16 protein-coding genes and 1 tRNA gene are annotated in these 15,220 nt (G+C 58.3%); 6 read left to right on the forward strand and 11 right to left on the reverse strand.

The genetic code is table 11. The features are described 5' to 3' along the window. Positions 1-54 precede the first annotated feature (54 nt). Positions 55-957, reverse strand: coding sequence for an MBL fold metallo-hydrolase (locus AB9K37_RS17170; protein WP_369840997.1), 903 nt, complete (start codon positions 955-957; stop codon positions 55-57). Between the two features lie 95 nt (positions 958-1,052). Between AB9K37_RS17170 and AB9K37_RS17175 the strand changes: the two genes are divergently transcribed. Further along, on the forward strand, positions 1,053-2,345 hold the full coding sequence (locus tag AB9K37_RS17175) for an ATP-binding protein (protein WP_369840999.1): 1,293 nt from the start codon (positions 1,053-1,055) through the stop codon (positions 2,343-2,345). Here the strand turns inward: AB9K37_RS17175 and AB9K37_RS17180 are convergent. From AB9K37_RS17180 to fabI, 3 genes are read right to left on the reverse strand one after another with little or no spacing between them, the layout of a single operon-like run. Further along, positions 2,342-3,490 (reverse strand): acetate/propionate family kinase, encoded by a 1,149-nt coding sequence (locus AB9K37_RS17180; protein ID WP_369841001.1) that lies wholly within the window; start codon positions 3,488-3,490, stop codon positions 2,342-2,344. The two genes, AB9K37_RS17175 and AB9K37_RS17180, sit on opposite strands and share 4 nt — an antisense overlap. Then, positions 3,487-4,866: a bifunctional enoyl-CoA hydratase/phosphate acetyltransferase gene (locus AB9K37_RS17185; protein WP_369841003.1), complete on the reverse strand. Its 1,380-nt coding sequence runs from the start codon at positions 4,864-4,866 to the stop codon at positions 3,487-3,489. The genes AB9K37_RS17180 and AB9K37_RS17185 overlap by 4 nt, the downstream gene beginning before the upstream one ends. Positions 4,867-4,890: 24 nt before the next feature. Then, positions 4,891-5,655, reverse strand: coding sequence for an enoyl-ACP reductase FabI (gene fabI, locus AB9K37_RS17190; RefSeq protein WP_369841005.1), 765 nt, complete (start codon positions 5,653-5,655; stop codon positions 4,891-4,893). 225 nt (positions 5,656-5,880) lie between these two features. Here fabI and AB9K37_RS17195 point away from each other — a divergent pair, with 225 nt between their 5' ends. Next, complete coding sequence (locus AB9K37_RS17195) at positions 5,881-6,720, forward strand: alpha/beta fold hydrolase (RefSeq protein ID WP_369841007.1); 840 nt, start codon at positions 5,881-5,883, stop codon at positions 6,718-6,720. Positions 6,721-6,725: 5 nt separating this feature from the next. On the opposite strand, the gene AB9K37_RS17200 is transcribed toward AB9K37_RS17195, so the two are convergent. Then, positions 6,726-6,801 (reverse strand) — tRNA-Ile (locus AB9K37_RS17200). A gap of 179 nt (positions 6,802-6,980) precedes the next feature. Between AB9K37_RS17200 and purM the strand changes: the two genes are divergently transcribed. The 3 genes from purM to rnd all read left to right on the forward strand — a co-directional run bounded on the left by purM (position 6,981) and on the right by rnd (position 9,831). Continuing rightward, on the forward strand, positions 6,981-8,030 hold the full coding sequence (purM, locus tag AB9K37_RS17205; protein ID WP_369841009.1) for a phosphoribosylformylglycinamidine cyclo-ligase: 1,050 nt from the start codon (positions 6,981-6,983) through the stop codon (positions 8,028-8,030). Next, positions 8,027-8,596, forward strand: a complete 570-nt coding sequence (gene purN / locus AB9K37_RS17210; protein ID WP_369841011.1) for a phosphoribosylglycinamide formyltransferase — start codon at positions 8,027-8,029, stop codon at positions 8,594-8,596. The genes purM and purN overlap by 4 nt, the downstream gene beginning before the upstream one ends. A gap of 77 nt (positions 8,597-8,673) precedes the next feature. After that, positions 8,674-9,831, forward strand: coding sequence for a ribonuclease D (gene rnd / locus AB9K37_RS17215; RefSeq protein ID WP_369841013.1), 1,158 nt, complete (start codon positions 8,674-8,676; stop codon positions 9,829-9,831). A 65-nt stretch (positions 9,832-9,896) separates the two neighbouring features. On the opposite strand, the gene AB9K37_RS17220 is transcribed toward rnd, so the two are convergent. Continuing rightward, the gene (locus AB9K37_RS17220; RefSeq protein ID WP_369841015.1) at positions 9,897-10,367 is read right to left on the reverse strand and encodes a hypothetical protein; all 471 of its coding nucleotides are present in this window, start codon (positions 10,365-10,367) and stop codon (positions 9,897-9,899) included. A 130-nt stretch (positions 10,368-10,497) separates the two neighbouring features. Between AB9K37_RS17220 and AB9K37_RS17225 the strand changes: the two genes are divergently transcribed. Then, complete coding sequence (locus tag AB9K37_RS17225) at positions 10,498-10,911, forward strand: SufE family protein (RefSeq protein WP_369841017.1); 414 nt, start codon at positions 10,498-10,500, stop codon at positions 10,909-10,911. On the opposite strand, the gene AB9K37_RS17230 is transcribed toward AB9K37_RS17225, so the two are convergent. The 5 genes from AB9K37_RS17230 to AB9K37_RS17250 all read right to left on the reverse strand — a co-directional run bounded on the left by AB9K37_RS17230 (position 10,908) and on the right by AB9K37_RS17250 (position 15,189). Continuing rightward, positions 10,908-11,552, reverse strand: coding sequence for a DUF1638 domain-containing protein (locus AB9K37_RS17230; protein ID WP_369841019.1), 645 nt, complete (start codon positions 11,550-11,552; stop codon positions 10,908-10,910). The two genes, AB9K37_RS17225 and AB9K37_RS17230, sit on opposite strands and share 4 nt — an antisense overlap. Positions 11,553-11,580: 28 nt before the next feature. Then, positions 11,581-12,696 (reverse strand): Hint domain-containing protein, encoded by a 1,116-nt coding sequence (locus AB9K37_RS17235; protein ID WP_369841021.1) that lies wholly within the window; start codon positions 12,694-12,696, stop codon positions 11,581-11,583. A gap of 179 nt (positions 12,697-12,875) precedes the next feature. Further along, a complete protein-coding gene (locus tag AB9K37_RS17240; protein WP_369841023.1) occupies positions 12,876-13,574 on the reverse strand; it encodes a corrinoid protein in 699 nt (232 codons plus the stop codon). A 124-nt stretch (positions 13,575-13,698) separates the two neighbouring features. Next, positions 13,699-14,715, reverse strand: coding sequence for a betaine--homocysteine S-methyltransferase (gene bmt, locus AB9K37_RS17245; RefSeq protein WP_369841025.1), 1,017 nt, complete (start codon positions 14,713-14,715; stop codon positions 13,699-13,701). A 147-nt stretch (positions 14,716-14,862) separates the two neighbouring features. Beyond that, positions 14,863-15,189 carry an ATPase inhibitor subunit zeta gene (locus AB9K37_RS17250; RefSeq protein ID WP_369841027.1) on the reverse strand — a complete coding sequence of 109 codons (327 nt, stop codon included), beginning with the start codon at positions 15,187-15,189 and terminating at the stop codon, positions 14,863-14,865. Positions 15,190-15,220: the final 31 nt, after the last annotated feature.

Below are 15,220 nucleotides of genomic sequence, written 5' to 3' on the forward strand. Positions count from 1 at the left end.
GAAGAACTCGCAGGAACGTCCAGAGCCATTTGCGAAATTTTTCAAAAATTCTGGTTAGCGGGTAAAAGTCGTGTTCCGCGAAATAGGCCCGTTGGCTTTTGCAGTACCTCGGCCCTCTAGGGCGATCAAATGAGCAAGGACGTTCCGCGTCGCGGCTGGGATGAGCGCCGCGTCGATGTCTGCGTAGATGCGGCGCGCCAGATCTTCTGCGTTCCCTGGGGCTTCGGCCAATGCTTCCATGATCTGCACCTCTCGTGCCATCCGATGCTCATACAGGTCATCGATACGGCGCGATGGCTCAAACACGGGCGCGCCATGTCCGGGATAAAAGACCCGGTCATCAGGGCATTTCAGTTTTACCAAAGAGGTCATGAATGCCTCCAGATCTCCATCGGGAGGAGAGATCATGGAGGTCGCCCAACCCATGACATGATCGCCCGAAAAGACACGATCCTGAGTGCGAAAACACACGTGGTTGCTTAGATGGCCCGGCGTCCAGACCGCTTCTATTCGGGTCGAACCTATCTCGATTTGCGCACCATCGGCCAAGCGGATATCCGGCGCAAAATGTGCATCGATCCCTTCGCCTCCGCCTAACGCGTTATGTGTGCGCAGAGCTGACATGCGAGCCGACTCGCCCTCGAATGCGGTGCCGAAGCCATATGTCGGCGCGCCGGTGGCCTCTTTTAGGGCAGCACAAAGCGGTGTGTGATCGAGATGCGCATGCGTGCAAAGGATCGCAGAAATCCGCTGGCTGGGTTCAAGCGCGGTCAAGATTGCAGTCAGGTGCTGATCATCAGCCGGACCGGGATCTATGACGCAAATGTCTGTGGTCCCAAGAAGATAGGTGTTCGTTCCAGTATAGGTCATCGGCGACGGATTGGGCGCAAGGATGCATCGCAGGTCGGTTTCCAACTGCACGACTTGTCCCGCCTTGCGCTGTTTCGGATCAGACATCTAAGGACCTTTCGTCGATGGCAACGGTTTCATGGATTGCACCTGCCGCAGAACAGATTAGCAATAGGTCTATGTTTCTTTGGCTGAAAAAATATATGCCGCGCAGTCTGTATGGGCGCGCAGCCTTGATCCTGATCCTGCCTGTGTTGACCGTGCAATTGGTGGTTTCAGTGACGTTCATCCAACGTCATTTCGAGGATGTGACTCGTCAGTTGAGCCGGGGGCTCGCGCTCGATCTGAATTACATTTCGGAACAACTTTCTGAAGCCGGGCCTGCAGAGCTTGATGAAGAAGGGAAATCCCTGTCCCGAAAATTCGGCCTTCGTTTTTCGGTGTTGGAAGGGGTAAACACAGAGGCCATTCCCGAGCGCCGCCGGTTTTACGACTTTTCCGGTAGCGTGGTGCAGGATGTCCTTGGGCGGATGGTCCCCAATCTCCTGTCGGTCGACCTGCCAGACGACAAACTTGTTGCTGTGTACGTCGTACTACCCGCGGGGACTGCCCGAATTGCATTTGACCGGAACAAAGTTTCTGCGTCCAATCCGCATCAGTTGCTGGTCTGGACTGTGGTTGCCGGCGCCTTCATGACGCTGATTGCCTATTCATTTTTACGAAATCAGCTGAGGCCGATTAAGCGTATGGCGGTCGCGGCAGACGCCTTTGGCAAGGGCAGGCATGTCCCCTACAAACCCTCTGGCGCGACCGAGGTTCGCGCCGCCGGGAACGCCTTCCTCGAGATGCGGGCGCGGATCGAGCGGCAGATTGAGCAGCGCACTCTGATGCTGTCGGGGGTGAGTCACGATTTGCGGACACCTCTGACGCGCTTGAAACTCGGCCTGTCGATGATCGACGACGAGAGCCGCGACGAATTGGTGGGTGACGTCAACGAGATGCAGCATCTGCTGGACGAGTTCCTGAGCTTTGCCAAAGGCGAGGGCGAGGGCGAGCCGGAACTCCTGAACCCTGCCGATCTTGCGGCCGATATCGTCTCTGGTTTTGAGCGCTCTGGCCATAACGTGACGCTCTTGCCGGTCGAGGGCGAGGGGATGGCACGTCTGCGTCCGGTCGCCGTGCGCCGCGCAGTCGAGAACCTGATTGGGAATGCGGTGCGCTACGGCACCCAGGCGCGCCTATCCTGCCGGATTGGCGAGAAGTCCGTGCGATTTCGGGTCGAAGATAACGGGCCGGGCATCGCGCCAGAGATGCATGGCGAAGCGATCAAACCTTTTTCTAGGCTTGATCCCGCGCGAAACCAGAACAAGGGCAGCGGCGTGGGTCTTGGGCTGGCGATTGTGACTGATATTGCACGAGCGCATGGGGGCAGCTTGCGCCTAGACCAGAGCCCTGACTTGGGCGGGCTCATGGCCGATCTGGTGCTGCCCCGTTAGAGCGCGGCGCGCACCGCGCGGGCGATCACGATCTCTTCGTCCGTTGGGATCACGCGGACAGAGGCACGGCCCGTGGAGATCACGCTCATGTGCATGGCGTTCGCGGCTGGGTCAAGCTGAATTCCAAGCCATTCCATGCCCTTGCACACCTCAGCGCGGATGCGGGTGGAATGCTCTCCGATCCCGCCGCAGAAAACCAGCGTGTCGAGCCCACCTAGGATCGCCGCCATCGCCCCCAGTTCCCGCCGAATGCGGAAGGTGTAATAGGCGATAGCTTGTTCGGCTTCGGGGGTGCCTGCCTCTTGGAGTGTGCGCATGTCGTTGCTGAGGCCCGAGAGGCCCAGAAGCCCGCTTTCTTTGTAAAGTAGGTTGGTAATCTGAGTGGAATTCATGCCTTCGTGGTCCATCAGATAGAGCAGCACACCGGGGTCCAATTGCCCCGACCGTGTTCCCATGGGCAGACCGTCGAGCGCTGAGAACCCCATGGTCGATCCAATGGATTGCCCGTCTAGAATGGCACACATGGACGCGCCATTGCCCAGATGCGCGACTACCGTCCGGCCGTGGGCGGCATGGTGGTCAATTTCAGCCAAACGGCTGGTCACGAAATCATAGCTCAGGCCGTGAAAACCGTAACGCCGCACACCTTGGTCATAGTACTTGCGGGGCAGGGCAAAGGTGTCATTCACCCATGGGTGATGGCGGTGAAATGCTGTGTCAAAGCAGCCGATCTGCAATGCATCTGGAAAGGCATTCATCGCTGCGCGCACACCGGCCAGATTGTGGGGCTGATGCAGCGGTGCCAGCGGTTCGAACTCTGCGAGCCGTGTCATCACCTCTGGCGTCAGTTGTTGCGGAGCGTCAAAATCGGGGCCGCCATGGACGATCCGGTGTCCGACCGCGACGATCTTGCTTCGTTTCAGGTGGGTTCCGAGTTCATCAAGGATACGGTTCAAGGCGCCGGCGTGGTCCACTTGGCCCACGTCCGTACGGGTCTGCTGGTTGCCGTGGTTGAATTCGATCCGGCCTTCGTCTGATCCAATCCGCTCGATTTGGCCGTGGGCGAGGGCGGCGCCATCCCCTGTCGGGTAGACCGAGAATTTGATCGAACTGGAGCCTGCATTCAGAGTTAACAGTACGCTCATACGGGCACCTTCCACGCATAAATAGCCGCCACCGCGCATGAGGCAAGGCGTGCTTTGTCATCGTCGGATCGCGATGTCAGGATGATCGGACAGCGGGCCCCAAGAACGATCCCGCCTGCCTCGGCCCCAGCAAGGAAAGTCAACTCCTTGGCCAGCATGTTGCCCGATTCAAGGTTCGGCGCGACGAGGATTTCGGCATGCCCTGCGACCGCGGACTTGATGCCCTTGATCCGTGCGGCAGTGATGTCGACTGCGTTGTCCATGGCCAGCGGGCCGTCCACAACCCCGCCGCGGATCTGACCGCGATCCGCCATCTTCGACAGAATGGCGGCGTCTAGCGTCGACGGAATTTTGGGGTTCACGGTTTCGACGGCGGACAGGACGCCGACCTTTGGGACCTCGATCCCCAGCGCAATCGCCAGATCGATTGCGTTCTGGATGATGTCGACCTTGGTCTCCAGATCAGGGGCGATGTTGATCGCGGCGTCTGTCACGAACAGCAGATGATCCAGACTGGGGACATCCATCACGAACACATGGCTCAGTCGGCGGCCCATGCGCAAACCAGTGCCGGATTTCAGCACCGCTGACAGGAGAACATCTGTGTGCAGGTGGCCCTTCATCAAAGCGTTCGCTTGGCCCTCGTGGACCAGTTTGACAGCCATCGCAGCGGCCTCCGTGTGGGAGGGTTGGTCGATGATCTGATACCCACTTAGATCCGCGCCAATCTCTGCGGCGGCGGCCTCGATCTTGGCTTGGCTGCCGATTAAAATCGGGCGGATCAGCGTATGCTCGGCCCCCAAGATCGCCCCACCAAGGCTGTTCGCCTCTTCGGGTGCAACCACGGCGGTTGGGATCGGGGGCAGAGGTTCAGCCTGTTCCAGTAGGCGATCAAAGTGCACGTGGCTCTGGACGCGCAGACCGGGAATGTCATGCAGGTCATAGCTTCGCAGGTCGGTTGGCGCGATCACAACGGCCTCTCCCGTCAGGATCGTCGCGCCGCCCTTGATCGCCACCGAGGTGTCAAAGCGCACGCGGTTCCCGTCCATCTTTTCGATGAGCGTGACCTTGGCCACCAGAACGTCGCCCGCATGAGCACGGCCGGTCCAGTTCAGGGTCTGGCTTTCGTACATTGTGCCGGGCCCCGGCAGACGGTTGCCCAGAACCGAGGAGATCAGTGCCCCGACCCAAGCCGAGGGCGCGATCGCTTCGGGACGGCCATCACCGTCGCCGTCCTCTTTGGGCAGATGCATGGGGTTCAGATTACCCGAGCTATGGGCAAAGACATAAAAATCGTCTGCCACGCACAGGTGCTCTGCCTCTGCCTGCATGCCAACAGTTAACGCGTCAAAGGGCGTATTTTTCAGAACGGTCATAGATGGGCCTTTCGGGCGCAATGCTTAGCTGAGGATGGAGTAGCCGCCGTCAATCATATGAACACCGCCGGTCATGTTTTTAGCCCCTTCGCTGGCCAGAAACGCGGCGCAGGCGCCGACATCTTCGATCGTGGCCAAATGATGGGTGGGCGCCCGGTCAGCGGCGTCATTCAAGAGCTGGTCAAAGTGGTCGATCCCACTGGCGGCACGGGTGGCCAGTGGGCCTGGAGACAAGGCGTGCACGCGGATGCCTTTGGGGCCTAGTTCGGCGGCGGTGTAACGGGTCACCGACTCCAGTGCAGATTTCACCGGCCCCATGATATTGTAGTGGTCCACCACCTTTTCCGCTCCGTAGTAGCTGACGGTCATGCAGGTGCCACCATCGGGCATCAGGGGTTCAGCCGCTTTGATCAGGCGCAAGAAGGAATGCACCGAGACATCCATCGCCTGCAAAAAGCCTTCACGCGAACAGTCGGTGACGCGGCCATGCAAATCCTCTGCGGGGCAAAAGGCGATGGAATGCACCAAAATATCTACACCGCCGACGGTGTCGCTGATCGCAGCAAACAACGCATTCTGCTGGTCAAGATTGGTCACATCTAGTGGCATGAAGAGTTTCGCCCCCAGCGCGTCGGCCAGCGGCTCCACATAGGGGCGGGCTTTGGCGTTCAGGTAGGTCAGCACAAGCTCAGCGCCGTCTTCCTTGAGCGCTTTGGCTATTCCATAGGCAATAGAGTGTTCATTGGCGATCCCGACCACAAGGGCCGTCTTTCCGGCAAGCCTGCGCATCCTGTTCCCTCATTTTGTGTGATTTGCCTGAAGCTTAGCGGCGAATTGTAAAGGTTGGGACACAAACAGGTGTCAGGCGCGCGATTTTCCCATGCTCTGCCAACAGGATAAGCGCCAACCGAAAATCAGCGTCCATTCTGTCCCAAATTCAGAGCTTGCGTTCGTGAGAGGTCGTTTGACGCGAGACAATCAAAATGAGTAACCAAAATTTACACATTTAAGCCTTTGGAACGTCTCATTCTTCATGTCTCTGGAGTATTGTCACTTACGGCAATTAATCTTGGCTTTCTTATGGCTCGTTCTGAAAACAAAGAAGTTTCCCTGCTGGTGCTACGGAACGAGCCGCCCCTCGTGATGAGCTATGCTCCCGGGAGCAGCGATACGCTTGTGATCAGTTTGGCCGGCGTTGGAACCGATCGACATTCGCAGCCAACGATCGAATTCTTTCAAACTGCCTACCAAGAAGGCCTTAATCACGTTCTGTTCGTTTCCGATGCTTCGCGCAGTTGGCTCAACGGGCCCGGCCTTGCCGAAAGCATCGTTGAAACCATCGAGAAGGTTGTGAAAGAGGCAGGGATCAAACGAGTCTTTGCCCTTGGAAATTCGATGGGCGGGACGATGGCGCTGATCCTGCCTTACTTAACCAAGATCGACGAAGTGCTTGCGTTTGTTCCTCAATACTCGGCCATGCCAGAACGGTTGCCAGAGGAAGACCGTTGGATGTTCTTTCGCAAGAAGATCAAGGAATGGCGGTTCGAGGCGATTGACCGTTTGCCGACAGACCGCTGCGTGGTCACCATCTTGCATGGCGGCACTCCGGACGAGTTAATCCACATGAATCGCTTTCCCAAAGATCCGAAAGCGAAACACTACGTGTTACCGAAGCTGGACCACAGGTTGGCCCACACACTGCACAAGAAGAAGAAACTCGCGAGGATTGTCGCAAAAGCGATCGCTAAGAAACCTTGGCAGTGCAAGCGCGCAATCGAAGGGGCAGGCGGGGTCACGCGCGACGCTTTCGACGAAATGCAACAGTCGGAAAATCTAGTGAGACGGCGGGCATAAATCACTGGTAGGCCCGGCAGGATTTGAACCCGCAACCAAAGCGTTATGAGCGCTCTGCTCTAACCGTTGAGCTACAGGCCCCCAGTGCGCAAAGTCCTATTCATCGCGGCGAATGGCGTCAAGGGGCAGGTGGCGCTGAAACGATGTTCGACCGAACGAGTGGTTTTCGCGGGATTTCAGCGGTGTTCCGGCATCTGTGCCATTGCCCTTGGCCCGGCATTTGGGTATCGCCTCGCTAACGCGAAATAAGGGGACTCCTCATGACCGATGGCAAGAATGGGCTGAGCTACGCCGATGCTGGTGTGGATATTGACGCAGGCAACGAGCTGGTCAACCGTATCAAACCGGCAGCGGCTCGCACCAAGCGCAGCGGTGTCATGGCAGGTCTGGGTGGCTTTGGCGCTCTGTTCGACCTGAAGGCCGCAGGCTACGAGGATCCTATTCTGGTATCTGCCACTGACGGCGTTGGCACCAAGCTGCGGATCGCCATCGACACCGGCTACTTCGAGACCATCGGCGTCGATCTGGTTGCCATGTGTGTGAACGATCTGGTCTGCCAAGGCGCAGAGCCGTTGCTGTTCCTCGACTACTTTGCCACCGGCAAGCTGGAGCTGGACGACGCGGTCACCATCATCAACGGCATCGCAGCAGGCTGCGAGCAGTCCGGCTGCGCTCTGATCGGTGGCGAAACTGCTGAAATGCCTGGCATGTACAGTGATGGCGATTTCGATCTGGCTGGCTTTGCCGTCGGCGCGATGGAACGTGGCGAAGATCTGCCCGCTGGCGTTGCCGAAGGCGACGTGCTGCTGGGTCTGGCCTCGAACGGGGTGCATTCGAATGGTTACTCGCTGGTCCGCCGCGTGGTGGATGTGGCCGGTCTGAAGTGGGACGACGATGCCCCCTTTGCAGCGGGTGAAACCGTGGGCCAAGCACTGCTGGCGCCGACCCGTCTTTACGTCAAACAGTGCCTTGCAGCGGTCAAAGCGGGCGGCGTACACGCGCTGGCGCACATCACAGGCGGCGGCCTGACCGAGAACCTACCGCGCGTTCTGCCCGAAGGTATGGGCGCAGAGATCGATCTGAACGCATGGGAATTGCCCCCTGTGTTCAAATGGTTATCGGATACCGCGAGCATCTCTGAGCTGGAAATGCTCAAGACCTTTAACTGCGGCATTGGGATGATCCTGTCGGTGTCGGCAGACGAGGCCGACGCGCTGAAAGCGCTGCTAAAAGAGCAGGGCGAGACAGTCTATACCCTCGGCAATGTGGTTGCAGGAGAGGGCGTCAGCTACAAGGGCGCTCTGCTTTGATCCGGACGGCCATCCTGATTTCAGGCGGCGGATCGAATATGGTCCGCCTGGCCGAGTCCATGACTGGCGATCACCCTGCGCGTCCTGTGCTGGTGATGTCAAACCGCCCCGATGCGGGCGGCCTGTTCAAAGCGCGCGATATGGGGATAGAGACCGCGGTCGTCGACCACAAAGAATTCGAGGATCGCGCAGCCTTTGAAACCAAACTGCACGAGGCGCTGCTGGCTGCCAATCCCGACGTTATTTGTCTGGCGGGGTTCATGCGCGTGCTGACCGCAGAGTTCGTCCAGAAGTGGCAGGGCCGGATGCTGAACATCCACCCCTCGCTGCTGCCCAAATACAAGGGTCTGCACACCCACAAGCGCGCGATTGAGGCGGGCGATACCGAAGCTGGTGTGACGGTTCATATGGTGACCCCTGCGCTTGATGATGGTCCGATTTTGGGTCAGGCGCGTGTGCCGATCCACGCAGGCGACACGCCCGACGATCTGGCAGCGCGTGTTCTGACGGCAGAACATTCGCTTTATCCCGCTGTTTTCCGGCGCTTTGCCGAGCAACTGAAATAATTACGCGCACCGTCTTGGCAAGCCGCGGTCCGCGGCTTTAGCCTGCACCGCGACCCAAGAACAAGAAGATTGCGTTTATGAAAACCATCACCACCACCCAAGAGCTGGAAGCGTTTTGCAAAGCGGCGGCAAAAACGCCCTACGTGACAGTTGATACCGAGTTCCTGCGCGAGCGCACCTATTACTCGAAGCTCTGTCTGATCCAGCTGGCCTACCGCGGTGATGGTGAGAACGACGCGGTACTGGTGGACCCGCTGGTTGATGGCTTGGACCTGTCGCCGCTCTACACCCTGTTCGAGGACGCGGGCGTGGTCAAAGTCTTTCACGCGGCCCGTCAGGATCTGGAAATCTTCTACGTTGATCGTCAGATTATTCCCCATCCATTGTTCGACACGCAGGTCGCCGCCATGGTCTGCGGTTTCGGCGAGCAGGTGGGGTATGAGACGCTGGTCCGCAAAATCCCCAAGAAGTCGTTGGATAAAACCTCGCGCTTCACCGATTGGTCGCGCCGCCCCCTGACCGACGCACAAAAGACCTATGCGCTGGCAGACGTGACCCACTTGCGCGACATCTACGAATACCTGAACGAACGCCTCCAGCGCTCGGGCCGGTCGAAGTGGGTGTCCGAGGAACTCAGCACCCTGACAACGCCGGACACCTACATCACCGACCCCGATAATGCGTGGATGCGGATCAAGACCCGCACCAACTCTGGCAAGTTTCTGGCTGTCGTGCGTGAACTGGCCCGCTTTCGCGAGGCTTATGCCCAGAAAAACGACATTCCCCGCAGCCGGATCATGAAGGACGATGCCATCCTTGAGCTGGCCTCGACCAAGCCCAGCGATCACAAGGATCTGGGCCGCTCACGACTGCTGCTGCGCGAAGCGCGCAAAGGTGAAATCGCGGATGGTATTCTAACCGCCGTCAAAGCCGGCGTGAATTGCCCGCCCGAGGACATGCCCAAGGTGGCGGACAGTAACGATAAACTCAAGGTTAATCCGGCGCTTGCCGATCTCCTTCGTGTACTGCTCAAGGCCAAGACTGCCGAGTCCGACGTGGCGCAGAAGCTGATCGCCTCGGCCAATGAACTGGACGCGATTGCCGCAGGTCAACGCGATGTTGCGGCGCTGCGCGGTTGGCGCAAAGAGGTGTTCGGTAATGACGCCCTGCGTCTGTGCGAAGGCGAAATAGCCTTGGCCGCCAAGGGCGAAAAGGTTCGGATTATCGAACTCTGATCCAAATGGACCGCAATGCAAAAAGGGGCCCTCGCGGCCCCTTTTTCGTTTGCTCGTATGCCAGTTCAGCGACGGACCGACAGCGTATTGCTTGCCGAACGCACGCGCAGCAAACGGATCCCCTCGAGACCACGGTTGGTCAGCTTGGTCGCAACGGTCAACTCGCGGCTGCGCTCTGATCCGACGGCCGTTGGCACGTCAGGCGGCAGAGCGACGAAATCAAAAACCATAACGCCGGCGTCGTCCGTTGGCACCGGAACCAGTTCAGCGCTGTGATAGGCCTGACGGGGGGACACGCCAACCGCATGTAGAATAACGCCGCCGGGGATGGGTTCCGCACTCAGGGACTTCAGGCCGGCAACCAGCGGCAGGATCTCTCCGCCGGCGGGCACCTCGGCTGGCACGGTATCCTCACTATTGACGGCGTCCGCTGGACCCGAGCGGCCAAAGTCAAACCAAGTCATCGGGTTCAACCGGCTGCCACAGCCAGAAACCAGCAAAACCGCGCATAGCGCAACAGGCAAAGAACGGATCATCGACGACGGGCCCTCTGATAATTGATTGATCTTAGGGCTATCCGATCCTGCCTGCGTTGAAAAGCCTTTGCAGGCTGGACCTTGGCAGCTGCACGACTTAGATCACATATAAGAGCGGAAAGGAGCAACCATGGCCACCGAAGCATTCGAGGATATTGTCGAGGATTTCGAGTTTCTGGAGGATTGGGAAGACCGCTACCGCATGGTCATAGAGATGGGCAAGAAAATGCCTGCGATGGACGACGCTCTGAAAGTGCCTGCGACCAAGGTTGATGGCTGCGCCAGCCAAGTCTGGATCCATCCCGAAGTGACAGAGGGCCGTTTCGATTTTCAGGGAGACAGCGATGCGATGATTGTGCGCGGTTTGATCGCGCTTCTTCACACGCTGTATTCGGGGCTGAGCCCGGCAGAGGCAGCACAGGTCGACGCAAAATCAGAGCTGACCCGTCTTGGGCTCGAAGAGAACCTGTCGTCCCAACGCTCCAATGGACTGCGGGCGATGATTCAGCGTCTCAAGGAAACCAGCGCAGCCGCGGCATCCTAGGATTTCTGGACAAAATTCTGCATCTCCACAGCAAGATCGCCATAGCCTGTGAAACGCCGCTCGAGCGGAAGGCCAAGGCGATCTGCACAGACCTGCGCTTTGGCGGTCAGCTCTGGATCATCTGTCTGAGCCTGGTAGATGAGTTTGTCGTAGTTTCCGAAATACATGTCCCTGAGCGCTGGATGTTTGTCGAGACCAAGCGGTTTCCAGACAAAGGCGTCAAATTGCCGTACAAGAAAATCTGTCAGGTAGAACGCCGTGAATTCATCTCTGGCGGCAAACCCCTCATTTCCCTCAAAAAAACTGTAACAGTGCGGGCCGCGCAGCATCTCGACGCCAAGGTCATTGCAGCGCGCCTCGAGCAAGCCACCGGTCCCGCAATCGGCATAGAGGACATAAATCCGATCAAACGCGGACCGATGCTTATCGACGGCCTGCGAAACGGCATCCGGGATACGCTCTGGGCTATTGTGTAGGATCGCGGGCAGGCAGGTGACGCTCAGCTGGGTCCAACCGTTCGCGTCGATGACCGCCAAAACCTCGCGGGCCAAGGCGCCACAAGCGATCATCAGCACTTTCTGCGCGCCGGTTTGCAGCTCGGCGCCGTCAAATGTCAGGGCATCATCGTCGATCTTGGTCATACTGCACCTACGGGTGTCGGAATTCAGATCACGACGCTAGTGCAAAGTCCTGGCCCTTCCAAGATGGCGATGCGCTGAAACCTGACGATGTCATGGATGACGCTCGCCGTTCCATCACGAGCCGCGCTTCGTGCGCACGCAGCAATGGGCGTACCACTGGTCCAAAACTGGACAAACCTTGCGCCATAAGGTTCGGAAATAGCGCAAGCATTTCTCGTTTCGCATCGGGTGTCAGGAGCCTCCATGCCTTGTCACCTGGATGAAAACTCTCGCTCGGCATACCCTCGGCAAAGACAATTTCATGGTGGTCAAAAAGCAGATGGAAATAGGTAACGTTGCCGCCATGTTGCAAGGTGATCTCACGCCCGTTGACCAAGTGCTTTGCCGCTGCCAGACCTTCGTCCATTCCGCAGGTCAACGCGACCTCCCAACCAGACAGCAAGACGCGATGCTGCTGCGAAAGAGTGATGGGCCGTGTATTGCCCAAGACGCCCGTCTCGAAGCGCACAGGAGCCAAGGCGCCAGTCGCAACCACTTCGCGCGAGCCGATCCACCGAAGCGCTTGCAAACCATGGTCCGCCGTCTGGACCCGATCTCCGGGCTTCAAGCTCTCGACGGGGCACGGGCCGTCAGCGGTCTCAATCATCGTCCCAGAGGTAAAGCACATGGCATAGTTCCACGTCTCGCGCGTCGAGGCCATACCAGCCCAAGTCCCTGTGACATAGGCGTCTAGACTGATGGATCTAATCCCGGCCATTTCAAGTTGATCCTGAATAGTGTTCGGGGTCGAATAGGGCGCCCAAAAGGTATGCCCCTCGGTGTCTTGAAAGATCGCCACAGGGATCATCAAAGAGGTTCCGTCCACAAATATGACGGTTGCGTTGTATTGCGCGATCGAGTCAAAGGTCAGCAGAAATTGGCCATCGACATAGAACTGATCATTATGCAGGTTGTTGTCCTGATCATATTCTTCGTGCGGATCATTGGCTGGCGAGATCGACACGAACGAGTTCAGGAGCGGGTCGCCTTCGGCACCGACGCTTAATCCGACGAGCGCCGAACCATTTTCAGCATCCTGATTGCCTTCGGTCGGGTCAATGACGTCGTATTGTCCCAAGTAGATCGCGTTGAATGTGTTTGCCATCTTGCACGCTCGGAAAGACACTGACTCTTTGATCAGATGTCAAAACTACGCGGCAATCAGAAAATACGAGAGAAGGGAAATCTGGCGTATCCCCAACGATATGGGCCACATCCCGAAGATAGAAACGCCGCCAAGCTGAGAGCTGGCGGCGTTCCTGCGGTATAAATTGAGCGTAAAGATCAGGCGTTCATCTGATTGTGGCGGCGCGCCACAAAGTCTTTGGCCATCTCGACCGCAACGGCTGCGTCGCGGCAGTAGCCGTCAGCGCCGATCGCTTTGCCAAACTCTTCGTTCAGGGGCGCACCACCGACCAGAACGATGTAGTCGTCGCGGATCCCTTTTTCGGCCATCGTGTCGATTACAACCTTCATGTAAGGCATTGTGGTGGTCAGCAGGGCCGACATTCCCAGAATTTCGGGCTTCTCGGTTTCCAGCGCTTCGAGATAGGCCTCAACCGCGTTGTTAATGCCCATATCGACCACTTCAAAGCCAGCGCCTTCCATCATCATCGCAACAAGGTTCTTGCCGATGTCGTGGATGTCGCCCTTGACGGTGCCGATGACCATCTTGCCCATGCGCGGCGCGCCGGTTTCGGCAAGCAGAGGCTTCAGAATGGCCATGCCGCCCTTCATCGCGTTTGCAGCCAGCAGCACCTCGGGAACGAACAGGATGCCGTCGCGGAAGTCGTGGCCCACGATGGTCATGCCTGCGACCAGCGCTTTGGTCAGGATGTCGTAAGGGGCCCAACCGCGTTCGAGCAGAATGTTAACGGCCTCTTCGATCTCTTCCTTGAGACCGTCATAGAGGTCGTCCATCATCTGTTCGACCAGTTCCTCGTCATTCAGTTCCGAGAGGATGATGTCGTCTTCTTCCGACATGGCGCGTATCCTTGCAAAGAGATGGGGCCCGAAGGCGCTGCGTTTCCTTTGGTTTTACTGTCGTAAATCTGTGATCGGGCTGTGCATTTACGACATTCCCGATCACTTCACCGACTTCTGTTCATTAGCTGCGGCGGCGGCTGCGGCGCGAACGGGCAGGGGCATCGCTTTGGTCGCCGGTTCCGTCGCTGGCCGATGAGAATCCGCCCATCTTTTCGGCGATATCTTCGAGCGTCGGACGCGGGCCTTTGGGCGTGTTTTCCAGTGCAGCGCGCATGGCTGCCAAATGCTCGGGCATGGTGCCACAGCATCCGCCGATAATCCGCGCGCCCATGTCCCGTGCCAGAACGGCGTACTGGCCCATCAACTCGGGCGTGCCGTCATAGTGGATGTGGCCATCGTGGTATTTGGGAATGCCTGCGTTGCCCTTGGCGATCACAGGGATTTCGGTGCCAGTTGCGACAAAGCCCGCCACGGTCCGCAGCAGGTCCGCCGCGCCAACCCCGCAGTTTGCACCAAACGCCAGCGGCTTGTTGTCCAGCGCGTTCACCATGTCGACCATCGATTGGCTGGTGACGCCCATCATGGTGCGGCCTGCGGTGTCAAAGCTCATGGTCCCACACCACGGCATGCCCGCCAGCGCAAAGGCTTCGGCAGCAGCTTGGTATTCTTCGGGGGCAGAGATGGTTTCCAGCCACAGCACATCCGCGCCGCCTTCCTTCAGGCCCTCGGCCTGTTCGTGGAACATTTCGACGGCGGAAGCATGGGTCAGGGGGCCCATGGGCTCAAAAATCTCGCCGGTCGGGCCGACAGAGCCTGCGACGATCACGGGACGGCCAGCGGCATCTGCCACTTCACGGCCCAGTTCAGCCGCCAGACGGTTCAATTCGCGCACACGGTTTTCAGCGCTGTGCAGTTTCAGGCGCGAGGCATTGCCACCAAACGAGTTGGTCAGGAAAATGTCGCTGCCCGCGTTCACGGCCAGGCTATAGAGCTTCTTGATCTTTTCGGGCTCGTCCGCATTCCATAGCTCGGGGGCGTCGCCAGAAGACAGGCCCATGTTGAACAGGTTGGTGCCCGTCGCTCCGTCGGCCATCAGCCAGTCACGTTCAGCAAGCAATTTGGTCAGCGCATCGGTCATAGTGTCGTCCTGTCTCTACGTCGCCAGCCGAAAACCAAGCCGTGGTTTTCGGTTCATTACGATTCCCTCATAAACACCATGCGCGAACCGCTGCCAGACCGGAAAACGACATTTCCGAGAGAAAGCCGATAATCTTTTACCGTTGGGTCAGTTGCCGTTTTCGATCTTTTCGCGTGCACTCGCTTCGGAGAGCGAAATGTGCGCGGCAACGGTCGCCGAAGACACAGCGGCCTCCAGATCCACACTCAATCGATCCAGCAGGGCGTCTGGCCCCGACAAAGACGCATGTCCCGCGATCTGATCACGAACGATCTGGTTCACATAGGCCTCGGCCTCGGCCCCTGTTTTTCCAAGGATATCCGCCGCCCAAGCCGCCATCATCCGGTCTCGTAGGGACGAAACCCGAAAGGCTTTTTCTTCGTCATAGGCTGCTTTGGCTTCGAACGCACGTTCGCGGTCTTCGAAAATCGACATGAAATCCTCCTTTTCTGGTGATCCGACGCTA

It is taken from the genome of Donghicola sp. XS_ASV15, from assembly GCF_041224595.1.
In the GTDB taxonomy this organism is placed as follows: domain Bacteria; phylum Pseudomonadota; class Alphaproteobacteria; order Rhodobacterales; family Rhodobacteraceae; genus Donghicola.